Below are 25004 nucleotides of genomic sequence, written 5' to 3'. Positions count from 1 at the left end.
TGGCCGTCGCGCCCCCGGTGCGGTCCCTCTAGGCTGACGGCGGGCCGTGTGAGCGGCCCGCCACCGGCCGATCCGAGGAGCAGGGCGTGCGGCGCTGGAGCGTGAGCGACATCCCCGACCAGAGCGGCCGCACGGCCGTGGTGACCGGCGCCAACAGCGGCCTCGGCCTCGTCACGGCCCGCGAACTCGCCCGGCACGGCGCGGAGGTGGTGCTCGCCTGCCGGGACGAGACGCGCGGCCGGGCCGCCGCGGCCCGGATCGCGGAGGAGGTTCCGGGCGCGCGGGTCCGGCTCGCCCGGCTCGACCTGGCGGACCTTGCCTCCGTGCGGGAGTTCGCCGGTGCCTTCCTCGGGGACGGCGGAAGCGGCGGGCCCGGGTCCGGCGGACCGGGGTCCCGCGGTACCGCCCGGCTGGACCTGCTGATCAACAACGCCGGTGTCATGGCGCTGCCGTACCGGCGCACGGCCGACGGCTTCGAAACCCAGTTCGGGGTCAATCACCTCGGTCACTTCGCCCTCACCGGCCTGCTGCTGCCGGCCCTGCTCGCGACGCCGGGCGCACGGGTGGTCACCGTCTCCAGCGCGATGCACCTGCTGCCCGGCGCGGGCGATCCCGGCGATCCGTCCGGCGAGGAGCCGTACCGCAGGTGGATGGCCTACGCCCGTTCCAAGAGCGCCAATCTGCTCTTCACCCATGAGCTGTCCCGCCGGCTGCGGCGGGCGGGCTCGGACGTGGTGGCCGCCGCGGCCCACCCCGGCTACGCCGCCACCAATCTGCAGACGGCGGGACCGCGGATGGAGGGACGCCGCGGGACCGAGCGCCTGATGGGACTCGGCGGCCGGCTGCTGGCCCAGCCGGCCGCGGCCGGCGCGCTGCCGTCGCTGTACGCGGCCACCGCGCCGGACGTCCGTCCGGACGGCTTCTACGGGCCCGGCCGCACGATGCCGCCCCGGGGCGGACCGGCGCCCGCGCGGCGCGCGGCGCGGACGCTGGACGACGCGGCGTCCGAACGCCTGTGGCAGCGCTCGGAGGAGCTCACCGGCGTCCGCTACGCGGCCCTGGACGTGCCTCCGGCGGTGTAGGCGGCGGTAGCACGCCCTCCTTCCCCCGCTCCCTCCCGTCTCTTTCCGCCTCTTCCCCGTCCCGCCCCGCCACGGGACGGGAGCGGCCGGCGAGGCGAGCCCCGCACCCCGGGGCGGCCGGGGAGCCACCGCGCCCGCGTGCCGTCCGGGCCGCGGGGGAAGCCGTGCCCGGTTGCGCCGCGGTCGTCCCCGCTCCGCCGCCCGCGCGTCACCGCTTGTTGATGCCCAGTCAACTACCGCCGCACAGACTCCCGGACACCGACTCCGCGTCCGGTCCGGCGCGGGGCAGACACGATCCTGGTGGGAGGATCCGTGGAACGTCGTACCTTCCTGCGCACCACCGTCATCGGCGGTTCCGCCGCGGCCTTCGGCGGCAGTCTCTGGCGCGGCGCCGCGTACGCGGCGCCCGCCCAGCCCGGCAGCGGTCCCTACGGGGCCCTGCGGGCGGCGGACGCCAACGGCATCCGGCTGCCGGCCGGTTTCAGCAGCAGAGTGATCGCCCGGTCCGGCCGCAAGGTCTCCGGCACCTCGTACACCTGGCACAACGCACCCGACGGCGGCGCCTGTTACGCCGACGGCAGCGGGTGGATCTACGTCTCCAACTCCGAGATCAACCCCTCGGGCGGCTCGGGCGCGGTGCGCTTCTCCTCGTCCGGCTCGATCACCGGCGCGTACCGCATCCTCTCCGGCACCCGGCAGAACTGCGCGGGCGGCAAGACCCCCTGGAACACCTGGCTCTCCTGCGAGGAGGTCGACCGGGGCTACGTCTACGAGACCGACCCGTGGGGGGTGGAGCAGGCCGTCCGCCGGGACGCCATGGGCCGCTTCAAGCACGAGGCCGCGGCGGCCGACCCGGTGCGCAAGGTCGTCTACCTCACCGAGGACGTCTCCGACAGCTGCTTCTACCGCTTCCGGCCCACCACGTGGGGCGACCTCTCCTCCGGCACGCTGGAGGTGCTGAGGATGGGGCCGGGCACCTCCGGCCCCGTCACCTGGGCCACCGTGCCCGACCCGGGCGGCGCCTCGGCCGCCACCCGCAACCAGGTCTCCGGCGCCAAGCGCTTCAACGGCGGCGAGGGCTGTCACTACGCCGACGGCACCTGCTGGTTCACCACCAAGGGCGACAACCGCGTCTGGCAGTACGACGCGGCCGCCGAGACCATCGAACTGGCCTACGACGACTCGCTGGTGAGCGGCGGCGCACCGCTCACCGGCGTCGACAACGTCACCCGCACCGCCTCCGGCGACCTCTACGTCGCCGAGGACGGCGGCAACATGGAGATCTGCGTCATCACCCCGGACAACGTGGTGGCGCCCTTCCTGCGCGTCGACGGCCAGTCCTCGTCCGAGATCACCGGACCGGCCTTCTCCCCCGACGGCAGCCGGCTCTACTTCTCCAGCCAGCGCGGCACCAGCGGCCGTTCCTCCGGCGGCATCACCTACGAGATCACCGGCCCGTTCCGCTCGTAGCGGCGGCCCGGAGGCCCGCGGCCGCCGCGGGCGGGGGCACCTCGGCGCCGCCGTGGAGGAGGGCGGCGCCGAGCGGCGTCAGGGTGTGCAGCACGGCGCTGCCGTGCCGCAGGGTCACCACCAGCCCGGCGTCGCGCAGCACACTGGCGTGCTGGCTGGCGGAGGCCGGGGAGACACCGACCCGGCGGGCCAGCTCGCCGGTGGTGCACCCGCCCTCGATGGTGCGCAGCACGGCGGACCGGGTCTGGCCGACCAGCTTGCCCAGCGAGCCGACCCCGGCCGCGCAGGGCCGCAGCGGTGCCGGGGCGGCGCTCTCCCCGGAGTGCTGCACCGGATAGACGAGCACCGGGGCCAGCTCCGGGTCGTGGAAGGCGACCGGGGTGACCCGGCAGAAGAACGACGGCAGGAGGAGCAGGCCCCGGCCGTCCAGCCGGAGGTCCCGGTCCACCGGGTAGTCGGCCTCCAGCACCGGCGGACGCCAGCGCATCGCCGGGGGCAGCGAGGCCAGCAGCCGGTCGGCGCCGCCGTCGAGCAGCGCCCGGCCGCGGGCGGCCCGGTCGGCCTCGATCTGCGCACGGATGTGCGGCCAGTACGGGGCGATGGCGGCCCGGTGGTAGCCGCGGAGCGCCGCGATGAGATCGCCCAGGGCCCGGGGCCGCCCGGCGGCCAGTCCCTCGTGCCGCGGCGCGGGCCCGTGCGGGCCGTGACCGCCGGCGGCGAGCAGCCCGAGGTCCCGGCGGAGGCGCTCCTCGGGGGTCTCGCGGAGCGCCTCCATGGCGGGCTCCATCCCGCAAATACCCTCGGGTGGTGTCAGGAAGTCGGGAAAATAGCCGCGCACGGGCACCAGGGAGGCGAGCAGCCGTCCTTCACCGTTCAAGCGCGCCCGGGTCTCCCTCCGCCATTCTCCGAAGACCGCCGCCGAGCGTTTGTCGCGCAGCCGGTGGAAACTCAGGACCGTTTCCCACAAGGCGTCCGGGCGCGCGGCTATGCGTATGCGCCCGAGGTCGCGTCCGGTGAAATGGATGCGTAGCACCAAACCCCCACAAGTATCCCCCCGTCCGGCTTCCCGACGAGTATGCACCTGCATACATTGGGTCACCACGTGCTTTTGGCCACAGTTGAAACGGGTCGCGGAGGACGGCCGCCCCACGGAAGGGTGGAACCCGTCGGGCACCGGGAAACGGTTGTGAGGCTGTCGTGGGGGCAGTGCGGAAACCGTTTCCGGGCGGCTGGGTACCGCCCATGGGCCCGATGGGGTGGAGGACCGCGGTCCGGTGATTCTCGAGCTCGCCGGACCGCGGGAGTCCAGTTATGTTCGGCCCGCCGTCCGGGCCCGTCCCTTCCGGTGCGGAATGCGCTTTCCGGTCAGGTTGAATTCCAGAACATTTCTCCCCCCGTCCCGGGACACGCCATGGAACCGGCCCCGGAAAGGGGCGCGAAATTAGCGGTGGCAATCGGTCCGGCGCCCGGCCACCGGCCCGGCGCCCGGCCCGCTCCCGGCCGCCTCCGCCCCCGCGGCCGCCCACTCGGCCGCCGGCTCCGCGGCCCGGCCCGCGCCCCGGTCTCCCGCCCCCCGAGCGCCGCCACGGCAGCACGGTCCCCGGACCGCTCCCTCTCCCCGTCCCGCCGCCGCGGGGCGGTACGGGTCTTCGGTCGGGGGTGCGCCGGCATGCGGAAGGGGGCGGCGCCCCGCACAGGCACCGCCCCCTTCGCCCGGGGATCCCGGGCCCGGCCGCCGCCGGTGAGGGTCGTGGCCGCGGCGGCCGGCTCCGGTTCGGCCGTGCTCCGGATCAGCGGCTGTCGCTGCCCAGGCTCTCCGCCGCCGCGCGGCCCGCCTCCAGGCGGGCGACGGGGATGCGGAACGGCGAGCAGGAGACGTAGTCCAGGCCCACCTCGTGGAAGAAGTGGACGGACTCCGGGTCGCCGCCGTGCTCACCGCAGACGCCGAGCTTGATGTCGGGACGGGTGGCCCGCCCGGCCTCCACCGCGTTCCGCACCAGCGAGCCGACGCCGTCGCGGTCGATGGTCTCGAACGGGCTGACGCCGAAGATGCCCTTCTCCAGGTAGGCGGTGAAGAAGCTGGCCTCCACGTCGTCGCGCGAGAAGCCCCACACCGTCTGGGTGAGGTCGTTGGTGCCGAAGGAGAAGAACTCCGCGGCCTCGGCGATCTGTCCGGCGGTCAGCGCGGCCCGGGGCAGCTCGATCATGGTGCCGATGGTCAGCTTGAGGTCGGCGCCGGCGGCGGCCTCCACCTCGGCGATGACCCGCTCGGCCTCCTCGCGGACGAACTCCAGCTCCTGGACGGTGCCCACCAGCGGGATCATGATCTCGGCGCGCGGGTCGCCGTTGGCCGTCCGGCGCTCCGCCGCGGCCTCCGCGATCGCCCGCACCTGCATGGCGAAGAGGCCCGGGATGACGAGCCCGAGGCGTACACCGCGCAGACCCAGCATCGGGTTCTGCTCGTGCAGCTTGTGGACGGCCTGGAGCAGCCGGAGGTCGTTCTCGTTGGAGTCCTTGCGGGCCTCCGCGAGGGCGACGCGCACCGACAGTTCGGTGATGTCGGGCAGGAACTCGTGCAGCGGCGGGTCGAGCAGCCGTACGGTGACGGGCAGCCCGTCCATGGCCTCGAACAGTTCGACGAAGTCGGCCTTCTGGAGCGGCAGCAGCGCGTTCAGCGACGCATCGCGCTCCTCGTCCGTGTCGGCGAGGATCAGCCGCTCGACCAGCTCGCGCCGCTCGCCGAGGAACATGTGCTCGGTGCGGCACAGGCCGATGCCCTGGGCGCCGAAGCGGCGGGCGCGGGCGGCGTCCTCGGCGTTGTCGGCGTTGGCGCGCACCCGCAGCCGGCGGACGCGGTCGGCGTAGGCCATGATCCGGTGCACCGCCTTGACCAGGTCGTCGGCGTCCTCCGCGCCCGCGTGCATCCGGCCCTCGAAGTACTCGACGACCGGCGACGGCACGACCGGGACCTCACCGAGGTACACCCTGCCGTTGGAGCCGTCGATGGAGATGACGTCGCCCTCCTCGACGACGACCCGGCCCTTGCCGTCCGGCGACGTCGCGGTCAGGCAGCGCTTCTTGGTGTCGACCTCCAGCTCCTCGGCGCCGCAGACACAGGTCTTGCCCATACCGCGGGCGACGACGGCTGCGTGCGAGGTCTTGCCGCCGCGGGAGGTCAGGATGCCCTCGGCGGCGATCATGCCGTTGAGGTCGTCCGGGTTGGTCTCACGGCGGATGAGGATGACCTTCTCGCCCGAACGGGACCACTTGACCGCGGTGTACGAGTCGAAGACGGCCTTGCCGACGGCGGCGCCGGGCGAGGCGGCGATGCCGCGGCCGAGCTGCTCGGAGGCGGCGGTCTCGTCGAAGCGGGGGAACATCAGCTGTGCGAGCTGGGCGCCGTTGACGCGCTGCAGCGCCTCCGCCTCGTCGATCAGCCCCTGGTCGACGAGCTGGGTGGCGATCCGGAAGGCGGCACCGGCGGTGCGCTTGCCGACCCGGGTCTGCAGCATCCACAGCTGGCCGCGCTCGATGGTGAACTCGATGTCGCACAGGTCCTTGTAGTGCGTTTCGAGCGTCTCCATGATCTCCATCAGCTGGTCGTAGGACTTCTTGTCCAGCTGTTCGAGATCGGCGAGCGGCACGGTGTTGCGGATACCGGCGACGACGTCCTCGCCCTGCGCGTTCTGCAGGTAGTCGCCATAGACGCCCTGCTGGCCGCTGGCGGGGTCGCGGGTGAAGGCGACGCCGGTGCCGGAGTCCGGCCCGAGGTTGCCGAAGACCATGGAGCAGACGTTGACGGCAGTGCCGAGGTCGCCGGGGATGCGCTCCTGGCGGCGGTACAGCTTGGCCCGGTCGGTGTTCCACGAGTCGAAGACCGCGCACACGGCCAGGTCCATCTGCTCGCGCGGGTCCTGCGGGAAGGAGCGGCCGGTCTCCTCCCGCACGATGCCCTTGAAGCGCTCGACGATCCGCCGCAGGTCGCCGGCGTCAAGGTCGATGTCGACGGTGACGCCCTTGGCCCGCTTGGCCTCCTCGATGGCCTCCTCGAAGAGGTCGCCGTCGACGCCGAGCACGGTCTTGCCGAACATCTGGATGAGCCGGCGGTACGAGTCCCAGGCGAAGCGCTCGTCGCCGGACTGCTCCGCGAGGCCCGCGACGGAGGCGTCGGAGAGGCCGATGTTGAGGACGGTGTCCATCATCCCGGGCATGGAGAACTTGGCGCCGGAGCGGACGGAGACCAGCAGCGGATCGTCGGCCTGGCCGAGCTTCTTGCCCATCGTCGCCTCGAGGGCGGCGAGGTGCGCACTCACCTCGTCGCGCAGGGCGGGGGGCTCGGCGCCGGTCTCCAGGTAGACCTTGCACGCCTCGGTGGTGATGGTGAACCCCGGTGGCACGGGGAGACCGAGGTTCGTCATCTCGGCCAGGTTGGCGCCCTTGCCGCCCAGCAGATCCTTGAGATCCTTGTTGCCCTCGGTGAAGTCGTAAACGAACTTCCGCTGCTCGGCTGCGGCTACATGGGGGTTCGTGGTTTCCGACACGGGATCTCGCACTCCTCGTGGTGGGTTTCCCCCTCGGAGCGGTTCGGGGGAGGGGCTGCCCTGACGGCGGGGAGCGTACCCAGATCGAAGGTTGATGAGTACGTCCACTCGGTGGTCATCCGGTTGTAACCCCGCATCTGCCACGGGATCGAAAGTGAGCTACGCCTCCTGGCGGAATCGTTATGCGTTCAGGAAGTGAACTCACACGGGCCGGGAACCGGCGGTGAGGCACCGGACGGCCACGATGACTACACGGCGCGTGACACACTCCGCGACCTCTTGAAGCCAAGCGCCGTGGCACCCAGTGCCACCCTTTGAGAGGTGCAGGCCGCCGCAAAACGCTCATCTGAGCGAACCTCCGATCACGGTGGCGAGAATCACGCACCGCTTGAGTACCCCGTCTCAGGACATGGACACATGAGGGCGGCCATTCGCTCGAATGAGCGAGACACTCGACGCGCCCGCCTGAGGCGCACATCACAGTGAGACTTTTGCCCTGTGGCTGGACAAAACCCTCCTGTACGTTCGTTCGCGTCGGAACCCACCCCATTCGGAGCCCCGGAGCCTCTCGTGGAAAGCGTCGCCCCCTCAGGCAAGCCGCGCCTCCCGCGACCCTCGATGCCCCGGCCCGGCTCCGGCGCACTGCGCCGGGGTGCCGAGCGCGTGCTGGCGGACAACTGGACCGGCACCTCGACCGTCCCCTCCCGCGGCCTCTATCCGCACCAGTGGAGCTGGGACTCGGCGTTCATCGCCATCGGCCTGCGCCACCTCGCCCCCGGCCGCGCCCGGCGCGAGCTGTCCACACTGCTCGACGCGCAGTGGGAGGACGGCCGCGTCCCGCACATCGTCTTCAACCCGGAGGTGCCGGCCGGGGCCTACTTCCCCGGACCCGAGTTCTGGCGCTCCTCACGGGCCGGTTCCGGCGCCGGGGCCCCCGCCCGCACCGAGACCTCCGGCCTCGTCCAGCCACCGGTCCACGCGCTGGCCGCCTGGCTGGTCCACGAGGCCGACCCGGAGTCCTCCGCCCGCGAGGGCTTCCTGGCCCGGCTCTACCCGCGGCTGGCCGCCTGGCACCGCTATCTGGCGGAGCGCCGCGACCTCCGGGGCCACGGGCTCGTCTCCATCGTCCATCCCTGGGAGTCGGGGATGGACAACAGCCCCTGCTGGGACGCGCCGCTGGAGCGCGTCGAACCCGCCTGCCGCAGCACCTTCCGCCGCGCGGACCTCGACCACTGCGATCTCGCCGACCGGCCCACCGACCTCGACTACGGCCGCTACGTCCGGCTCGCCGCCGACTACCGCGACCACGGCTACCGCGACGGCGCGCCGCACTCCTTCGCGGTCGAGGACGTGGGACTCAACGCGCTCCTCGTCACCGCCGAGCACGCCCTCGCCCGGATCGCCACGGACATCGGCGCCGACCCCGCGGAGCACCGGGCCCGGGCCGAACGCCTCACCCGCTCCCTGGTCGAACACCTGTGGGACCGGGAGGCGGAGATCTTCCGGGGCCACGACGTGGTGGGCGGCGAACCGCTCTACGGGCTCAGCGCCGCCGGGCTGCTGCCGCTCGCCGTGCCCGGGCTGCCCGACGAGGTCGTCGCCGGGCTGCTGGCCACCGCCACCGGCCCGCACTTCGGCCTCGGCCGCACGGTACGCCTGGTACCCAGCTACGACCTGCGCGGAGCGGCCTTCGACCCGTCCCGCTACTGGCGCGGCCCGGCCTGGTTCAACATCAACTGGCTGCTGGAGCGCGGGCTGCGGCAGTACGGCGCCGTGGAGCGGGCCGACGAACTGCGCGCCGCGACACTGGCCGCGGCCGACGCCTCGGGCTTCGCCGAGTACGTCGACCCGCACAGCGGACTGGCACGCGGCAGCCGGGACTTCGGCTGGACGGCCGCGCTCGCCCTCGACCTGCTGACGGCGGCCGGCCGCACCGGGGACGGGGAGCCGGTCACGGCACCGCGCGCGGCGCGGTCCCCGGTGGTCGCCGCGGCCGAGGCCGCGGTGCTGGGCCCGGAGGACGGCGAGCCGGAGCCCGCACCCGGGGAGCGCGAGCGGGTACCGGTCCGCGTCAGCCTGGTGCGGCGAGCGGCACCGCGGCGCGAGGCATAGCGCGGCGCACGGCGCGCGGCGCGCGAGGGCCCGGCGGCGTCAGCCGCCCGAGGTGTCCAGCTCCGCGTCGGCGCCCACACAGGCGCTGTCGTACGGATCGGCCAGCCAGCCGTCCGGCAGCACCACCCGGTTCCGCCCCGAGGTGCGCCCGCGCGGTCCGTCCGCGTGGGCCGGCCAGGGCTGGTCCGGGTCCAGGCGGCCCAGCAGCTCGTCCAGTTCGGCCAGGGACGAGGCGGTCGCCAGCCGCCTGCGCAGCTCGGAGCCGACCGAGAAGCCCTTGGTGTACCAGGCGATGTGCTTGCGGAAGTCGATGACGCCGCGCGCCTCGTCCTCCAGCCACTCCCCCAGCAGCTGGGCGTGGCGCCGCATCACCGCGGCGACCTCCCCGAAGGACGGCGCCGCGGTCTCGCCGCGACCCTCGAAGGCCGCCACCAGATCGCCGAACAGCCAGGGCCGCCCCAGGCAGCCGCGGCCGACGACCACACCGTCGCAGCCGGTCTCGCGCACCATGCGCACCGCGTCGGCGGCGGACCAGATGTCGCCGTTGCCGAGCACCGGGATCTCCGGGACGGCCTCCTTGAGGCGGGCGATGGCCTCCCAGTCGGCGGTGCCGCCGTAGTGCTGGGCCGCCGTCCGGCCGTGCAGGGCGATCGCGGTGACGCCCTCCTCGGCGGCGATCCGCCCGGCGTCGAGGTAGGTGAGGTGGTCGTCGTCGATGCCCTTGCGCATCTTCATGGTGACCGGCAGCCCGCCCGCGCCGGCCACGGCCTCGCGCAGGATCGCGCGCAGCAGCGGCCGCTTGTACGGCAGCGCCGACCCGCCGCCCTTGCGGGTCACCTTGGGCACCGGGCAGCCGAAGTTGAGATCGATGTGGTCGGCCAGGCCCTCGTCGGCGATCATGCGGACGGCCTTGCCGACGGTCGCCGGGTCCACGCCGTAGAGCTGGACGGACCGGGGCTTCTCGGTGCCGTCGAAGTGGATCAGCCGCATGGTCTTGGCGTCCCGCTCGACCAGCGCCCGGGTGGTGATCATCTCGCTGACGAAGAGGCCCTTGCCGCCGGAGAACTCCCGGCAGAGCGTGCGGAACGGTGCGTTGGTGATTCCGGCCATGGGCGCGAGCACCACCGGCGGCTGCACGGGGTGCGGGCCGATCTGCAGCTGCGTCATCGAGCGGCTTTCCTCGGTTCGTACGGTTCCGGCAGCCCCGTACGGGGGCGGCGGCGGAAGGGGCGGCCTTCCATTGTCCCGCACCGGCGGACCGGCCGTGCCGCGGTGGGGCGGGGCGCGGACCGGGCGGGGCGCCTGGAAACCGGGCCCGCACAGCACCGCGCCCCGGCGCCCGCCGTGAGCGGGTATCGGGGCGCGGTGCGTGCGCGGGCCGGCGGCCCGGGGAACAAGGCCGCGCGCGGTCAGCAGCCCAGGAGGCGGGAGGCCAGGTAGCCCTGGATCTGGTCCAGGGAGACGCGCTCCTGCTTCATGGTGTCGCGCTCGCGGACGGTCACCGCGTTGTCGTCGAGGGTGTCGAAGTCGACGGTGACGCAGAACGGGGTGCCGATCTCGTCCTGGCGGCGGTAGCGGCGGCCGATGGCCCCAGCGTCGTCGAACTCGATGTTCCAGTTCTTCCGGAGATCGGCGGCGAGGCCCTTGGCCTTCGGCGACAGCTCCGGGTTCCGGGAGAGCGGCAGGACGGCGGCCTTCACCGGCGCGAGGCGCGGGTCGAGGCGGAGCACGGCGCGCCGCTCCATCTTGCCCTTGGCGTTGGGCGCCTCGTCCTCGACGTAGGCGTCGAGCATGAAGGCGAGCATGGCGCGGTTGACGCCGGCCGCCGGCTCGATGACGTACGGGGTCCAGCGCTCACCGGCCTCCTGGTCGAAGTACGACAGGTCGTGGCCGGAGGCCTTGGAGTGGGCGCCGAGGTCGAAGTCGGTGCGGTTGGCCACGCCCTCCAGCTCGGAGAACTCGCTGCCGCCGAAGTTGAAGCGGTACTCGATGTCGGCGGTGCGCTTGGAGTAGTGGGAGAGCTTCTCCGCCGGGTGCTCGTACCAGCGGATGTTCTCCTCCTGGATGCCGAGGTCGCGGTACCAGTTCCAGCGCTCCTCCATCCAGTAGATGTGCCACTTCTCGTCCTCGCCGGGCTTGACGAAGAACTCCATCTCCATCTGCTCGAACTCGCGGGTCCGGAAGATGAAGTTGCCGGGCGTGATCTCGTTCCGGAAGGACTTGCCCATCTGGGCGATGCCGAACGGCGGCTTCTTCCGCGAGGTCTGCTGCACCGCGGCGAAGTTGGTGAAGATGCCCTGGGCCGTCTCGGGCCGGAGGTAGGCGACGGAGGCGGAGTCCTGGGCCGGGCCGAGGTGGGTGGAGAGCAGCCCGGAGAACTGCTTGGGCTCGGTGAAGCCGCCCTTGTTGCCGCAGTGCGGGCAGTTGAGGTCGGCGAGGCCGTTCGCCGGCATGCGGCCGTGCTTGGCCTCGTAGGCCTCTTCCAGGTGGTCGGCGCGGAACCGCTTGTGGCAGGAGGTGCACTCGGTGAGCGGGTCGCTGAAGGTGGCGACGTGGCCGGAGGCCTCCCAGACCTCGGGGGCGAGGATCACCGACGAGTCGAGACCGACCACGTCCTCACGCGCGGTGACCATGGAGCGCCACCACTGGCGCTTGATGTTCTCCTTGAGCTCCACACCCAGCGGCCCGTAGTCCCAGGCGGCTCGCTGACCGCCGTAGATCTCACTGCACGGGTAGACGAAGCCACGGCGCTTGCTGAGGCTGACGATGGTGTCGATCTTGTCGGCGGCCACGGTGCTCTCTTCATGATGACGACGAACAGCGGAATGCCTCAGGCTACCGGCGGGCGGTCCCCTGGGACCAATTGGTGTCCGGGCTTTGGCCGTCCGGAGTCCGGGAGGTCCGTGACGCGGGCCTCTCATCCGTTTTATTGACAATCGTTTCCAGCTTTGTTGAAAATGGATGTCATGAACGCACGCCGGAACCGCCCCGTCTCCCGAATAACCACCGCCGCGGCCGCCGCCGGGGCCACCGCCCTCGGCCTCGTCACCCTCACCGCCTGCGGCAGCGGCACGGCGGGCGCGGGCGGGGACGACGGCAAGGTGAACGTCGTCGCCTCCTTCTATCCGCTGGAGTACCTCGCCGAGGAGATCGGCGGGGAGCACGTCTCCGTCACGACCCTGACGAAGCCCGGGGTGGAGCCGCACGACCTGGAGATCAAGCCCCGCCAGACGGCCGAGCTGAGCGAGGCCGACGTGGCCTTCTACCTCAAGGGGCTCCAGCCCGCCGTGGACGCCGCCGTGGCCCAGTCCGGCGTGAAGAAGGCCGTGGACGCCGCGGAACTCGGTGCCGGAGAGCACGGCGAGGGCGGGCACGAGGAGGAGCCCGCCGAGGAGCACACCGACGAACACGGCGACGAACACGCCGAGGAGCAGCCGGACGAGCACGGGGACGAGCACGCGGACGAACACTCCGCGGAGCCGGAGGCCGGCGGCGACGGCCACGACCACTCCGGCGGCGCGTCCGACCCGCACCTCTGGCTCGACCCCACCCAGTACGCCGAGGTCGCCGAGGGCTTCGCCAAGACCCTCGCCGAGGCCGACCCCGGCCACGCCGCCGCGTACGAGAAGAACGCCGACACCCTGGTGAAGAAGCTCGAGGCGCTCGACAAGGACTTCGCGGACGGCCTGCGCAACCGCACCACGGACACCTTCATCACCACCCACGCCGCCTTCGGCCACCTCTCCTCGCGCTACGGCCTGGAGCAGGAGGCGATCGGCGGGCTGGACCCCGAGACCGAGCCGAGCCCCGCCCGGATACGGGAACTGCACACCATCGCGGAGCGTGAGAAGGTGACCACCGTCTTCTTCGAGACGCTGGTCAGCGACGCCACCGCGAAGACCCTGGCGGCGGACACCGGTCTGAAGACGGACGTGCTCGACCCCCTGGAGGGAATCACCGACCGGTCCGCGGGCGATGACTACTTCGAGGTCATGCGCGCCAACCTGGACGCGCTGCGGAAGGCCCTCGGCTCCGGGTGACCCCACCGCCCGGCACCGGCACCGGCACCGCCCGCACACCGCACGCCCCTCCGCCCCACCCGCCCCACGACCGTCACCGAAAGGCCCGGACCATGGCCGTACCGCCCGTTGTCTCCCTGCGCGGGGCCACCGCCCGGCTCGGCGCGCGCACCGTGCTGCGCGGAATCGACCTGACCGTCGGCCGGGGCGAGGTCGTCGCCCTGCTCGGTGCCAACGGCTCGGGCAAGTCCACCGCCGTACGGGCCGTCGTCGGCCAGGTGGAGCTGGAGGAGGGCTCCCTGGAGCTGTTCGGCACCCCGCTGCGCCGCTTCCGGGACTGGGCCCGCATCGGCTACGTACCGCAGCGGACCACCGCCGCGAGCGGTGTGCCCGCGACGGTGCGCGAGGTCGTGGCCTCCGGCCGGCTGGCCCGTACGGGGCTGCGCCCGCGGCGGAGGGCCGACCGGGCCGCCGTCGACCGGGCGCTGGAGCTGGTCGGCATGGACCACCGCGCCGGGGACTCCGTCAACGCGCTCTCCGGCGGCCAGCACCAGCGGGTGCTGATCGCCCGCGCGCTGGCCTCCGAGCCCGAACTGCTGATCATGGACGAGCCGATGGCGGGCGTCGACCTCGCCGGGCAGGAGGTCCTCGCGGACATCCTGCGCGCCCAGGTCGCCGCCGGCGCCACCGTCCTCCTCGTCCTGCACGAACTGGGCCCGCTGGAGCCGCTGATCGACCGCGCGGCCGTCCTCCGCGACGGCTGCGTGGTGTACGACGGGCCGCCGCCCGAGGCCGTGGGCCAGCACGCGCTGCCCGGCCACGACCATGTCCACCCGCACGCCGGCCCGGCGGCGGAACCGATCCGGACGGGGCTGCTGACCTGATGGAGATCCTGAACTACGCCTTCATGCAGCGGGCCCTGCTCGCCGCCGTGCTCGTCGGCGTCACCGCGCCGGCCATCGGCATCTACCTCGTCCAGCGCCGCCAGGCGATCATGGGGGACGGCATCGGCCACGTCGCCATGACCGGTGTCGCCCTCGGCTTCCTGCTGAACACCAGCCCGGTGTGGATGGCGACCCTGGTCGCGGTGGCCGGCTCGGTCGGCATGGAACTGATCCGCTCCCGCGGCCGCACCAGCGGAGACGTCGCGCTCGCCCTGCTCTTCTACGGCGGCATGGCCGGCGGCGTCATGATCATCAACCTGGCGCCGGGCGGCTCCACCGCCAATCTCTCCACCTATCTCTTCGGCTCGATCACCACGGTCGCCCCCGAGGACGTGGTGGCGATCTGCCTGCTCGCCGCCTTCGTGATCGCGATCACCCTCGGACTGCGCCGGCAGCTCTTCGCCGTCTGCCAGGACGAGGAGTTCGCCCGGGTCACCGGGCTGCCGGTGCGGCTGCTGAACCTCCTGCTCGCGGTCACGGCCGCGCTGACCGTCACCGTCGCCATGCGGATCGTCGGGCTGCTGCTGGTCAGCGCGATGATGGTGATCCCGGTCGCCGCCGCCCAGCGGGTCACCCGCGGCTTCGCGGCGACCCTGGCCATCGCGATGGGGATCGGCGTCACCGTCTCGCTGACCGGTACGGTGACCACGTACTACATGGACGCGCCCTCGGGCGCCGCGATCGTCCTGCTGGCCATCGCCGTCTTCCTGGCCTTCGCGGCCGTGACCGCGCCACTGGCCCGCAGGCGGGCCCGCCGGGCCGCGGCGGGCGGGGGCGAGGCCTGCGCACGGGAGGCGGCCGGGGAGCGCCCGGCGGCCGACGACGTGAAGGTCTGAGGCCCCGGACGGGACCAGCGAGGGCGCCCGCACGGGCTGGCACAATGGCCAGTCGGATGTGCGGGCCGGCGAGGAGGAGGCAACGGTGGCCACAGCGGGGAGCGGCGGAACGGGCACGGCGCCGGTGCGCGGCCGGTCGACGCGGCAGCGCGCGGCCGTGGCCGCGGCCCTGGACGAGGTGGACGAGTTCCGCAGCGCCCAGGAGCTGCACGACGTCCTCAAGCACCGGGGGGACTCCGTCGGCCTGACGACCGTCTACCGCACGCTGCAGTCGCTCGCCGACGCGGGCGAGGTGGACGTCCTGCGCACCGACGAGGGCGAGGCCGTCTACCGCCGGTGCAGCACCGACGACCATCACCACCACCTGGTCTGCCGGGGTTGCGGCAAGGCGGTCGAGGTGGAGGGCCCGGCGGTGGAGACCTGGGCCGACCAGATCGCGGCCGAGCACGGCTTCGTCGACGTCGCCCACACCATCGAGATCTTCGGCACCTGCGGCGACTGCGCGGCGAAGGCCGCGGCGGGCGGCGGCAAGCGCTGACGGCGCCCGCCCGCGGGCGGGCGGAACGGACGGAGAGCGGCCCCGGCCGGGGGAGACCCGGCCGGGGCCGCTCGGTGCCCGGGGAGGGCGTCAGGCGGACGCCCCGGCCGCCCCCTCGCCCGGCTGCGCCGGGTTCGGCTCCGCGCCGCCGAAGCGGCGGTCGCGCCGGGCGAACTCCAGGCAGGCCCGCCACAGGTCGCGGCGGTCGAAGTCCGGCCAGAGGACGTCCTGGAAGACCATCTCGGCGTAGGCGCTCTGCCATATCAGGTAGTTGGAGGTGCGCTGCTCCCCCGACGGCCGGACGAAGAGATCCACGTCCGGCATGTCCGGGTAGTACAGGTACTGCTGGACCGTCTTCTCGGTGACCTTGGACGGATCGAGCTTCCCGGCCCGCACATCGGCCGCGATGGCCGCCGCGGCGTCGGCGATCTCGGCACGGCCCCCGTAGTTGACGCAGAAGTAAAGCGTCATGGCGTCGTTGTCCCTGGTCTGCTCCTGCGCTATCTGCAGCTCCTGCACCACGGACTTCCACAGCTTCGGCATCCGCCCCACCCAGCGGATGCGGATGCCCAGGGCGTCCATCTCGTCCCGGCGGCGGCGGATCACGTCCCGGTTGAAGTTCATCAGGAAGCGCACCTCCTCGGGCGAGCGCTTCCAGTTCTCCGTGGAGAACGCGTACAGGGAGAGGTTCTTGACGCCCATCTCCAGGCAGCCCTTGAGCACGTCGAGGACGACGCCCTCACCGACCTTGTGCCCCTCGGTGCGCGGCAGCCCGCGCTCCTTCGCCCAGCGCCCGTTGCCGTCCATGACGACCGCCACGTGCTTCGGGATCAGCTCGCCGGGGATCTCGGGCGGGCGCGCACCGCTGGGGTGCGGCTCCGGCTGCTGGTACTCGCGGCGGGTACGGCCCAGAATCCCGCGTCGTGCCATGCGGTCCACGTCTCCTATTTCTCCACATACCTGAGGGAACGCAGTCCGCGCTCCAGGTGCCAGTGCAGATAGGCTGCCACGAGCCCGCTGCCCTCCCTGACGTACCGCGCCTCGCACGCGTCCGCCGTCTCCCAGTCGCCCGTCAGCAGCGCTCCGAGCAGGGCCAGCGCCTCCCCCGAGGGCACGACGCTCCCCGGCACCCGGCAGTCCCCGCACACCACGCCGCCGGCCGACACCGAGAAGAAACGGTTCGGACCCGGCAGCCCGCACCGGGCGCAGGCGGCGAAGCTGGGCGCGTAGCCGTTGACGGCCAGCGAGCGGAGCAGGAAGGCGTCGAGCACCAGCCGCGGCTCGTGCTCACCGCCCGCGAGCGTCCGCAGCGCCCCGACCAGCAGCAGATACTGCTGCACGGCCGGCTCCCCCTCGTGGTCGGTGAACCGCTCGGCGGTCTCCAGCATGGCCGTGCCCGCGGTGTAGCGGTCGTAGTCGGTGGCGATGGCACCGCCGTACGGAGCGATGGTCTCGCTCTGGGTGCACAGCGGCAGGCCGCGGCCGACGAGCTCGCCGCCCCGCGAGAAGAACTGCACGTCCACATGGGAGAAGGGCTCCAGCCGGGCCCCGAACTTCGACTTGGTGCGCCGCACCCCGCGCGCCACCGCCCGCACCCGGCCGTGGCCCCGGGTGAGCAGGGTGATGATCCGGTCCGCCTCACCCAGCTTCTGGGTGCGCAGCACGATGCCGTCGTCGCGGAACAGAGTCATGCGGGCCATTGTCCCGTACGGAGAGCACCGCCGGGCGCGGGGGCGGGAGACGGCCCGCGCACCTCCGGGACGGGGCTCAGGAGGGCGTGCGGGCCGCGGCGGCGAGAAGCCGCTCGGTCTCCTCGCGGCGGATGGTGAGGGCCGCGCCGACGGCGGAGAGCGCCTCCCGCTCGGCGGGGCGGTACGGCCCGTCCGCGAGGGCGATCCTGGCGCCCTGGAGCAGGATGCTCTCCCGTCCGGCCGGGGCGAGATGCGGGGCCAGCGGGCCCAGGGCCTCGTGGAGCTCTATGGTCAGCGCGGTGCCGCTGCGCTCGCCGAAGTCCTCGGCCCAGCCGGGGAGCCGGCCGGCGTCGGCGGCCAGCGCCTCGACGAGGGTGAGGAGCTGCCCTTCGGTGCAGTCGGCGAACCCCGCGGCGCGCACCACGGAGACGGCCGCCTCGCGGGTCGGCCGGGCCTCGGTGCCGCCGGCGGCGAGGACGGCGAGCGTGACGGTGTGCACGGCGTCGCGGAGCATCGCCGAGAAGCGGACGGTGGTGGGGTGGTCCAGGGTCTCCGTGCCGAAGTGGCCCCGGCAGGAGGAGCACTCGACGACCGGGCCCGCCGTGCCACGGGGCAGGACCGGGATGCCGAGGAAGGTGAACCGGCGGCGCCCGGTGCGGCGCCGGTAGTTGCGGTCGCCGCCGCAGTCGGGGCAGAAGAACTCGCCGTCGCCGACCGTGTGCCAGCTGGCGCACACTCCCCACACGCGCATCTCGCGCACCTCCGGCGGCTCATCCCGAAACATCGGGGCACCGCGCGCCGCCGGATTGTCATCGTGCGGCAACGGTGCCGTATGGACGTGATGTTAACCACAGCGGACGGGTGGCGTCAGCACCCCGGACGGGGGAGGCGGGGGTCCGGCGGCGGCCGACGGTGGCCGGGAACGGCCGTTCGGACCCCGTACGCGCGCTCCGACCTGCGGCGCTGCGCTCGCGGCGCACCCGGTCCCGGCCGGACCGGGACGTCCGGTTCCGGCAGAAAAACACCGGGGAGGAGAGGCGGGAGACGCGGGAACAGCCGTGCCGCCGCCCCGGGTCCGGAGCGGCGGCACGGGCGCGCCTCACGCGGCGCGGTTGAGGCGGGAGAGGTCAGGCGGCGCGGGCCGAGCGGTTGACCGCGGAGACCACGGCCTTCAGGGAGGCGCGGACCGTGTTCGGGTCCATGCCGACGCCCCACAGGACCTTGCCGTCCACGGCGCACTCGACGTAGGCGGCGGCCCGGGCGCCGGCGCCCTCGCTCAGGGCGTGCTCGGCGTAGTCCAGCACCCGTACGTCCACCCCGATCGAGCCCAGGGCGTTGATGAAGGCGGCGATGGGGCCGTTTCCGCTGCCGGTCAGCACGGTGTCCTGCCCGTCGACGACCGCCTCGACGGTGAGCGCGTCGCCGCCCTCGCCGGTGGTCGAGGTCTGGGTGGAGCGCAGCGCGATCCGGCCCCAGGGGGCGTCGGTGGTGGGCAGGTACTCGTCCTGGAAGACGGACCAGATCTGGGCCGGGGTGACCTCGCCGCCCTCGCTGTCGGTCTTCATCTGGATGATCTTCGAGAACTCGATCTGCATCCGGCGCGGCAGGTCCAGCTTGTGGTCGTTCTTCAGGACGTAGGCCACACCGCCCTTGCCGGACTGCGAGTTGACCCGGATGACGGCCTCGTAGGAGCGGCCGACGTCCTTGGGGTCGATGGGCAGGTACGGCACGGCCCACTCGATGTCGTCCACCGTCTTCCCGGCCGCGGCGGCCCGGGCGTCCATGTCCTCGAAGCCCTTCTTGATGGCGTCCTGGTGGGAGCCGGAGAAGGAGGTGTAGACCAGGTCGCCCGCGTAGGGGTGGCGCGGGTGGACCTCCATCTGGTTGCAGTACTCGGCGGTGCGGCGGATCTCGTCGATCCGGGAGAAGTCGATCATCGGGTCGATGCCCTGGGAGAACAGGTTCATCCCCAGAGTGACCAGGTCGACGTTGCCGGTGCGCTCGCCCTGCCCGAACAGGCAGCCCTCGACCCGGTCGGCGCCGGCCATGACGGCCAGCTCGGCGGCGGCGACGGCGGTGCCGCGGTCGTTGTGCGGGTGCGCGGACAGGCAGACGAACTCGCGGCGGGAGAGGTTCCGCGACATCCACTCGAAGCGGTCGGCATGGGTGCTGGGGGTCGAACGCTCCACGGTGGCGGGCAGGTTGAGGATGATCTCGCGGCCGTCCTCGGGCTGCCAGACGTCCATGACGCTCTCGCAGACCTCCAGGGCGAAGTCCAGCTCGGTGTCGGTGAAGATCTCCGGGCTGTACTGGTAACCGAAGAGGGTCTCCGCGTCCAGCAGCTTCTCGGCGTACTCCATGACCAGCCGGGTGCCGTCGACGGCGATCTGCCGGACCTGCTCGCGGCTGCCGCGGAAGACGACGCGGCGGAAGACCGGGGCGGTGGCGTTGTACAGATGGACGGTCGCGCGGGGAGCGCCGCGCAGCGCCTCGACCGTGCGCTCGATCAGTTCCTCGCGGGCCTGGGTCAGGACGGAGATCGTCACGTCCTCGGGGATCGCGCCCTCTTCGATGATCGACCGTACGAAGTCGAAATCGGTCTGGCCGGAGGAGGGGAAGCCGACCTCGATCTCCTTGTAGCCCATGGAGACCAGCAGGTCGAACATGGCCCGCTTGCGGGCCGGGGACATCGGGTCGATCAGCGCCTGGTTGCCGTCCCGCAGATCCGTGGACAGCCAGCGGGGGGCCCGGGTGATCCGGTTCCCGGGCCAGGTGCGGTCGGGGATCGCCACGGCCTCGTAGGGGCCGTACTTGTGAATCGGCATCCCGGAGGGCCGCTGGGCGACGGTGGCGGCGGTGACGGGGGTGGTACGGCCGACGGGGCGGTGACCGGTGACGTGCTGGGAGGAAGACATCTGCGCGGGGCTCCTGCCGAAGGGTTCTCGACGGCCGACGGTGGCATCACCGAACTCCGCGGGGAGGGGGTCGGCCTCGACTACAGGCCCTCGCCGCGGCGGCTAAGGAGAAGCAGCCCGAAACGCATGGTGCACAGCAGCTTAGCCGAGCAGAGCCGTGACATGGGGGGTGAGTCCAGTATGCGGGACGGGCGGGAGCCACGGGAGAGATCGTGGCGCATCCCTCATTCCGGGCACTTCCGGCCTTCGGGCTTTCCGGCCTTCGGGCTTTCCGGCCTGCCGGACGCCGGGGCGGGCGTCGCGGGGAAGGCGTCCCGGGGCGCCTTCCCCGCGTCCCCGTACCGGCGGGAGGGCCGTCAGAAGCCCAGCTTGCGCAGTTGCCGGGGGTCCCGCTGCCAGTCCTTGGCGACCTTCACATGGAGGTCCAGAAAGACCGGGGTGCCGAGGAGCGCCTCGATGTGCTTGCGGGACTTCATGCCGACGTCCTTCAGCCGGGCGCCCTTGGGCCCGATGACGATGCCCTTCTGGCTGGGCCGCTCGATGTAGAGGTTGGCGTGGATGTCCAGCAGCGGCTTGCTCTCGGGGCGTCCCTCGCGGGGGATCATCTCCTCCACGACGACGGCGATCGAGTGCGGCAGCTCGTCCCGTACGCCCTCCAGCGCGGCCTCGCGGATCAGCTCCGCGACCATGACCTGCTCCGGCTCGTCGGTGAGATCGCCCTCCGGGTAGAGCGGCGGGCCCTCCGGCAGCAGCGGCACCAGCAGATCGGCCAGCAGGGACACCTGCTGCCCGGCGACGGCCGACACCGGGACGATCTCCGCCCAGTCCAGCCCCAGCTCCTGCCCGAGCCGGTCCACCGCGATCAGCTGCTCGGCGAGCTGCTTGGAGTCCACCAGATCGGTCTTGGTGACGACGGCGACCTTCGGCGTCTTCCCGGCCTTGGCCAGCTCCCCGGCGATGAAGCGGTCCCCCGGGCCCAGCTTCTGGTCGGCGGGCAGGCAGAAGCCGATGACGTCGACCTCGGCCCAGGTGGTCCGCACGATGTCGTTGAGCCGCTCGCCGAGCAGGGTGCGCGGCTTGTGCAGCCCCGGGGTGTCGACCAGCACGAGCTGGGCGTCGGGCCGGTGCACGATGCCGCGCACGGTGTGGCGGGTGGTCTGCGGCCGGCTGGAGGTGATCGCCACCTTCGTCCCCACCAGCGCGTTGGTCAGGGTCGACTTGCCCGCGTTGGGGCGGCCGACGAAGCAGGCGAAGCCCGAGCGGTGCGGGGCGGCCTGCGGCCGGGGCTGGGACGGGGAACGATCGCTCATGGCGGCCATTCTCCCCGATCGGCGCACCGCCCCCGACCACGGGAGCGGGCGGTCCCGGGGCGAGGCGCCGCACGGTCGCGGCCGGGCCCCGGCCCGGCCGTCCCGGCCCGCGTGCCGTGCCGTTCCGTGCCGCTCAGCCGGCGCTGACGGCCGTCCGCAGGGTGCCGTCCGGTCCGGCGAGCAGGACGGGGGTGTCCGGGCCGCCGAGGTCGCGCACGGCCGCGCGGTCCTCCTCCGCCACGGACTCGGCGGACGACACCACCACGGCCGCCTCCAGCGACCGGGCGCCGCTGGCCACGGCCATGGCGACGGCCGTGCGCACGGCGCTGAGCTTCAGCGACGCCAGGGCGACGGTCCCGGCGACATAGGTCCTGCCCGTCTCGTCGCGCACGGCGGCGCCCTCCGGCACGCCGTTGCGGGCCCGGGTGGAGCGGGCCAGGGTGACGAGCTTGGCGTCTTCGGCGTCGAGGGCGGGAGCGCTGTCCGTGGTGTCCGTCATGGCTACGAGGATAAGGACCGCCCGGGCGCGCGGCGGCCACCGGGTGGGCCGGGCCGGGGCCCGGCGGGAACGGCCGGGCGTGCTCTACGCCCGCTCGGCCCGCCGTCCGCCGTGGCCGTCCCCGGTGGATCCGTTCCGCTCCACGGGGACCGGCTCGACCAGCACCGTGACGATGCGGTTGCGGCGGCCGGCCGGGGACTCGGCGGTGAGCCGCAGGGCCGGCGGCTCCGGGTCGGTGACGTAGTCGGCGAGGTCGACCACGGCGGTCGCCCCCGCGATCGGCACCCGGCCCAGCAGCTTGGCGAGCAGCCCGCCGACCGTCTCCACGTCCTCGTCGTCCAGGTCGAGTTCGTAGAGGTCTCCCAGGTCGCCGATGTCGAGGCGGGCGGTGACGCGGTAGCGGCCCCCGCCCAGCTCCTCGACCGGCGGCAGCTCCCGGTCGTACTCGTCGGTGATCTCGCCGACGATCTCCTCCAGGATGTCCTCGATGGTGACGATGCCGGCGGTGCCGCCGTACTCGTCGACGACGACCGCGACGTGGTTGCGCCGCTGCTGCATCTCGCGCAGCAGGTCCCCGGCGTTCTTGGTGTCGGGGACGAAGGCGGCCGGGCGCATGGCCGTGGAGACCAGATCGCTCTCCGACTCCCGGTTGATGTGCGTCTTCCGGGCGAGGTCCTTGAGGTAGACGATGCCGACCACGTCGTCCTCGCTCTCCCCGACCACCGGGATCCGGGAGAAGCCGGAGCGCAGCGCGAGGGTGAGGGCCTGCCGGACGGTCTTGCCGCGTTCGATGACCACGAGGTCGGTGCGGGGCACCATCACCTCACGGACGAGGGTGTCGCCCAGTTCGAAGACGGAGTGCACCATCTTCCGTTCGTCGGCCTCGATCAGCTGTTCCTGCTCGGCCAGGTCCACCATGGCCCGCAGTTCGGCCTCGGAGGCGAACGGGCCCTTGCGGAAACCCTTGCCCGGGGTGAGGGCGTTGCCGAGGAGGATCAGCAGCTGCGGGACCGGGCCCATGATCCGGGCCAGCGGCAGCAGGACGTACGCGGCGGCGGTGGCGGTGTTCAGCGGGTGCTGGCGGCCGATGGTGCGCGGGGAGACGCCGACGGCGACGTAGGAGACGAGGACCATCACGCCGGTGGCGAGGGCCAGGGCCTCCCAGGTCTCCTCGAACTCCCGTACGGCGGCGAAGGTGACGAGCACCCCCGCCGCCATCTCGCAGGCCACCCGGACCAGCAGGGCCAGGTTGAGATAGCGGCTGGGGTCCTCGGCGACCACCATGAGCTTGGCGCTGCCGCGGCGGCCGGAGCGCACGGCCTCCTCGGCGCGGAACCGGGTCGTCCGGGCCAGTCCGGTCTCGGCGCAGGCGGCGAGCCAGGCCACCACGACGAGCAGGACGGCCGCGGCGATCAGTTGGCCGGTCACCGGGTGGTGGGCGCCGGCGAGGGGCCCTCGACGCCGCGCTCGGCGCGCCAGCCGTCGATAATCGCCTTCTGCAGGCCGAACATCTCTACCTTGTCCTCCGGCTCCTCGTGGTCGTAGCCGAGCAGGTGGAGGACGCCGTGGACGGTGAGGAGCTGGAGCTCCTCGTCCATCGAGTGCGCCGTCGGCGCCTCCTCACCCTGCCGCCGGGCGACCTCGGGGCAGAGCACGATGTCGCCGAGCAGCCCCTGCGGGGGGTCCTCGTCGTCCTTGGCCGGCGGGCGGAGTTCGTCCATCGGGAAGGACATGACGTCCGTGGGGCCCGGGAGGTCCATCCACTGGCGGTGGAGCTGCTCCATGGCGTCGCTGTCGACGACGATCACGGAGAGTTCGGCGAGCGGGTGGATGCGCATCCGGGCGAGGCCGTAGCGGGCGACGTCCAGCAGCGCCTGCTCGTCCACTGCGGTACCGGACTCGTTGTTGACGTCGATCGACATGGTGCGGTGAGTCTACTTCCCGGGGTGGCCGTGGCCCCGGCCGTGCCCGCGGGCGCCGTCGTGGCCGTCTTCCCGGCTGTCGTAGCGGTCGTAGGCGTCGACGATCCGGCCCACCAGCTTGTGGCGGACGACGTCGGTGCTGGTCAGCCGGGCGAAGTGGACGTCCTCCACATTGTGGAGGATCTCCTGCACCTGGCGCAGACCGCTCTTGGTGCCGCCGGGCAGGTCCACCTGGGTGACGTCACCGGTGATCACGATCTTGGAGTCGAAGCCGAGCCGGGTGAGGAACATCTTCATCTGCTCGGCGCTGGTGTTCTGCGCCTCGTCGAGGATGATGAAGGCGTCGTTGAGCGTCCGGCCGCGCATGTACGCCAGCGGGGCCACCTCGATCGTCCCGGCCGCCATCAGGCGGGGGATGGAATCGGGGTCGAGCATGTCGTGCAGCGCGTCGTAGAGCGGGCGGAGATACGGGTCGATCTTCTCGTAGAGCGTGCCCGGCAGGAAGCCGAGCCGCTCCCCCGCCTCGACCGCGGGCCGGGTCAGGATGATCCGGTTGACCTGCTTGGACTGCAGGGCCTGGACCGCCTTGGCCATGGCCAGATACGTCTTGCCGGTGCCGGCCGGGCCGATGCCGAAGACGATGGTGTGCCGGTCGATGGCGTCGACGTAGCGCTTCTGGTTGAGCGTCTTGGGGCGGATGGTGCGGCCGCGGTTGGAGAGGATGTTCTGCGTGAGCACCTGGGCCGGGGTCTCGGCCCCCGCCTCGCCGTTCCCGGGAGCGCGGAGCATGGCGATCGAGCGCTCCACGGCGTCCTCCGTCATCGGCTGGCCGGTGCGCAGCACCAGCATCATCTCGTCGAACAGGCGTTGGACCAGGGCGACTTCCGCCGGGTCACCGACCGCGCTGACCTCGTTGCCCCGGACGTGGATGTCGGTGCGGGGAAAGGATTTCTCGATCACGCGCAGCAGGGAGTCTCCGGAGCCCAGGACCGTCACCATCGGGTGGTTGGCCGGGACGGTGAAGCGGGCGCGCGCCTGCCCCTCGTCGGGGTTCTGTGCTGAAGGTGTCTGCGTCATGGGCCGGCTCTGGGGCCTGCTGATCCCGCCTTCTCTGTTCGGTACACC

20 protein-coding genes are annotated in these 25004 nt (G+C 72.7%); 7 read left to right on the top strand and 13 right to left on the bottom strand.

Translation table 11 applies throughout. From position 1 onward, the window contains the following. The first annotated feature begins 86 nt into the window (after positions 1 to 86). Together SXIN_RS21955 and SXIN_RS21950 are read left to right on the top strand one after the other, a co-directional pair. Entirely contained in the window at positions 87 to 1082 is a 996-nt protein-coding gene (locus SXIN_RS21955) for an oxidoreductase (RefSeq protein WP_095757411.1), read from the top strand. Between the two features lie 312 nt (positions 1083 to 1394). After that, the gene (locus tag SXIN_RS21950) at positions 1395 to 2552 is read left to right on the top strand and encodes an alkaline phosphatase PhoX (RefSeq protein ID WP_019709117.1); all 1158 of its coding nucleotides are present in this window, start codon (positions 1395 to 1397) and stop codon (positions 2550 to 2552) included. On the opposite strand, the gene SXIN_RS21945 is transcribed toward SXIN_RS21950, so the two are convergent. Both SXIN_RS21945 and ppdK read right to left on the bottom strand, forming a co-directional pair. Continuing rightward, positions 2530 to 3585 carry an ArsR/SmtB family transcription factor gene (locus tag SXIN_RS21945; RefSeq protein WP_050930822.1) on the bottom strand — a complete coding sequence of 352 codons (1056 nt, stop codon included), beginning with the start codon at positions 3583 to 3585 and terminating at the stop codon, positions 2530 to 2532. The genes SXIN_RS21950 and SXIN_RS21945 overlap by 23 nt on opposite strands. Positions 3586 to 4342: 757 nt before the next feature. Beyond that, entirely contained in the window at positions 4343 to 7093 is a 2751-nt protein-coding gene (ppdK, locus tag SXIN_RS21940) for a pyruvate, phosphate dikinase (RefSeq protein ID WP_019709115.1), read from the bottom strand. A 618-nt stretch (positions 7094 to 7711) separates the two neighbouring features. Here ppdK and SXIN_RS21935 point away from each other — a divergent pair. Beyond that, positions 7712 to 9205, top strand: coding sequence for an MGH1-like glycoside hydrolase domain-containing protein (locus tag SXIN_RS21935; protein WP_107501169.1), 1494 nt, complete (start codon positions 7712 to 7714; stop codon positions 9203 to 9205). Positions 9206 to 9244: 39 nt separating this feature from the next. Here the strand turns inward: SXIN_RS21935 and dusB are convergent, their stop codons facing one another. Together dusB and SXIN_RS21925 are read right to left on the bottom strand one after the other, a co-directional pair. Then, positions 9245 to 10372, bottom strand: coding sequence for a tRNA dihydrouridine synthase DusB (gene dusB / locus SXIN_RS21930; RefSeq protein ID WP_019706471.1), 1128 nt, complete (start codon positions 10370 to 10372; stop codon positions 9245 to 9247). 242 nt (positions 10373 to 10614) lie between these two features. Further along, the gene (locus tag SXIN_RS21925) at positions 10615 to 11997 is read right to left on the bottom strand and encodes a glycine--tRNA ligase (RefSeq protein ID WP_019709113.1); all 1383 of its coding nucleotides are present in this window, start codon (positions 11995 to 11997) and stop codon (positions 10615 to 10617) included. 165 nt (positions 11998 to 12162) lie between these two features. Between SXIN_RS21925 and SXIN_RS21920 the strand changes: the two genes are divergently transcribed. From SXIN_RS21920 to SXIN_RS21905, 4 genes are all read left to right on the top strand, one after another. Next, the gene (locus SXIN_RS21920; RefSeq protein WP_095757410.1) at positions 12163 to 13245 is read left to right on the top strand and encodes a metal ABC transporter substrate-binding protein; all 1083 of its coding nucleotides are present in this window, start codon (positions 12163 to 12165) and stop codon (positions 13243 to 13245) included. 92 nt (positions 13246 to 13337) lie between these two features. Continuing rightward, positions 13338 to 14108, top strand: coding sequence for a metal ABC transporter ATP-binding protein (locus SXIN_RS21915; RefSeq protein WP_039821314.1), 771 nt, complete (start codon positions 13338 to 13340; stop codon positions 14106 to 14108). Further along, positions 14108 to 15004, top strand: a complete 897-nt coding sequence (locus SXIN_RS21910) for a metal ABC transporter permease (protein WP_095757409.1) — start codon at positions 14108 to 14110, stop codon at positions 15002 to 15004. Before SXIN_RS21915 ends, SXIN_RS21910 begins: the two co-directional genes overlap by 1 nt. Positions 15005 to 15089: 85 nt before the next feature. Then, positions 15090 to 15542: a Fur family transcriptional regulator gene (locus tag SXIN_RS21905; RefSeq protein WP_019706844.1), complete on the top strand. Its 453-nt coding sequence runs from the start codon at positions 15090 to 15092 to the stop codon at positions 15540 to 15542. Positions 15543 to 15632: 90 nt separating this feature from the next. On the opposite strand, the gene SXIN_RS21900 is transcribed toward SXIN_RS21905, so the two are convergent. From SXIN_RS21900 to SXIN_RS21855, 9 genes are all read right to left on the bottom strand, one after another. Beyond that, the gene (locus tag SXIN_RS21900) at positions 15633 to 16472 is read right to left on the bottom strand and encodes an isoprenyl transferase (protein WP_095757408.1); all 840 of its coding nucleotides are present in this window, start codon (positions 16470 to 16472) and stop codon (positions 15633 to 15635) included. A gap of 14 nt (positions 16473 to 16486) precedes the next feature. Beyond that, positions 16487 to 17233 (bottom strand): DNA repair protein RecO, encoded by a 747-nt coding sequence (gene recO, locus SXIN_RS21895; protein WP_019712126.1) that lies wholly within the window; start codon positions 17231 to 17233, stop codon positions 16487 to 16489. Positions 17234 to 17309: 76 nt separating this feature from the next. Continuing rightward, positions 17310 to 17984 (bottom strand): TerB family tellurite resistance protein, encoded by a 675-nt coding sequence (locus SXIN_RS21890; protein WP_238153830.1) that lies wholly within the window; start codon positions 17982 to 17984, stop codon positions 17310 to 17312. A 376-nt stretch (positions 17985 to 18360) separates the two neighbouring features. Then, entirely contained in the window at positions 18361 to 20148 is a 1788-nt protein-coding gene (leuA, locus tag SXIN_RS21885; RefSeq protein ID WP_019712124.1) for a 2-isopropylmalate synthase, read from the bottom strand. A gap of 356 nt (positions 20149 to 20504) precedes the next feature. After that, on the bottom strand, positions 20505 to 21467 hold the full coding sequence (gene era, locus SXIN_RS21875; RefSeq protein WP_192883617.1) for a GTPase Era: 963 nt from the start codon (positions 21465 to 21467) through the stop codon (positions 20505 to 20507). Between the two features lie 124 nt (positions 21468 to 21591). After that, positions 21592 to 21957, bottom strand: coding sequence for a cytidine deaminase (locus tag SXIN_RS21870; protein ID WP_095757406.1), 366 nt, complete (start codon positions 21955 to 21957; stop codon positions 21592 to 21594). 84 nt (positions 21958 to 22041) lie between these two features. Continuing rightward, complete coding sequence (locus SXIN_RS21865) at positions 22042 to 23385, bottom strand: hemolysin family protein (protein WP_095757405.1); 1344 nt, start codon at positions 23383 to 23385, stop codon at positions 22042 to 22044. Next, positions 23382 to 23879: an rRNA maturation RNase YbeY gene (gene ybeY, locus SXIN_RS21860; RefSeq protein WP_019712122.1), complete on the bottom strand. Its 498-nt coding sequence runs from the start codon at positions 23877 to 23879 to the stop codon at positions 23382 to 23384. Before ybeY ends, SXIN_RS21865 begins: the two co-directional genes overlap by 4 nt. 12 nt (positions 23880 to 23891) lie before the next feature. Further along, positions 23892 to 24956 (bottom strand): PhoH family protein, encoded by a 1065-nt coding sequence (locus SXIN_RS21855; RefSeq protein WP_019712121.1) that lies wholly within the window; start codon positions 24954 to 24956, stop codon positions 23892 to 23894. Between the last annotated feature and the right edge of the window lie 48 nt (positions 24957 to 25004).

This window comes from Streptomyces xinghaiensis S187 (assembly GCF_000220705.2).
GTDB classification, from domain to species: Bacteria; Actinomycetota; Actinomycetes; order Streptomycetales; family Streptomycetaceae; genus Streptomyces; species Streptomyces xinghaiensis.
Note: the sequence above shows the minus strand (reverse complement) of the source record. Positions and strands in the feature narration are given on the sequence as shown.

Excerpts from the sequence above, each read along its gene's own strand:
- SXIN_RS21890 (WP_238153830.1), bottom strand. The coding sequence starts at position 17,984 with ATGCGCGTGTGGGGAGTGTGCGCCAGCTGGCACACGGTCGGCGACGGC.
- recO (WP_019712126.1), bottom strand. The coding sequence starts at position 17,233 with ATGACTCTGTTCCGCGACGACGGCATCGTGCTGCGCACCCAGAAGCTG.
- SXIN_RS21910 (WP_095757409.1), top strand. The coding sequence starts at position 14,108 with ATGGAGATCCTGAACTACGCCTTCATGCAGCGGGCCCTGCTCGCCGCC.
- SXIN_RS21870 (WP_095757406.1), bottom strand. The coding sequence starts at position 21,957 with ATGACGGACACCACGGACAGCGCTCCCGCCCTCGACGCCGAAGACGCC.
- dusB (WP_019706471.1), bottom strand. The coding sequence starts at position 10,372 with ATGACGCAGCTGCAGATCGGCCCGCACCCCGTGCAGCCGCCGGTGGTG.
- SXIN_RS21935 (WP_107501169.1), top strand. The coding sequence starts at position 7,712 with ATGCCCCGGCCCGGCTCCGGCGCACTGCGCCGGGGTGCCGAGCGCGTG.
- SXIN_RS21900 (WP_095757408.1), bottom strand. The coding sequence starts at position 16,472 with ATGGCACGACGCGGGATTCTGGGCCGTACCCGCCGCGAGTACCAGCAG.
- SXIN_RS21915 (WP_039821314.1), top strand. The coding sequence starts at position 13,338 with ATGGCCGTACCGCCCGTTGTCTCCCTGCGCGGGGCCACCGCCCGGCTC.
- ybeY (WP_019712122.1), bottom strand. The coding sequence starts at position 23,879 with ATGTCGATCGACGTCAACAACGAGTCCGGTACCGCAGTGGACGAGCAG.
- SXIN_RS21855 (WP_019712121.1), bottom strand. The coding sequence starts at position 24,956 with ATGACGCAGACACCTTCAGCACAGAACCCCGACGAGGGGCAGGCGCGC.
- era (WP_192883617.1), bottom strand. The coding sequence starts at position 21,467 with ATGGCCGCCATGAGCGATCGTTCCCCGTCCCAGCCCCGGCCGCAGGCC.
- leuA (WP_019712124.1), bottom strand. The coding sequence starts at position 20,148 with ATGTCTTCCTCCCAGCACGTCACCGGTCACCGCCCCGTCGGCCGTACC.
- SXIN_RS21920 (WP_095757410.1), top strand. The coding sequence starts at position 12,163 with ATGGATGTCATGAACGCACGCCGGAACCGCCCCGTCTCCCGAATAACC.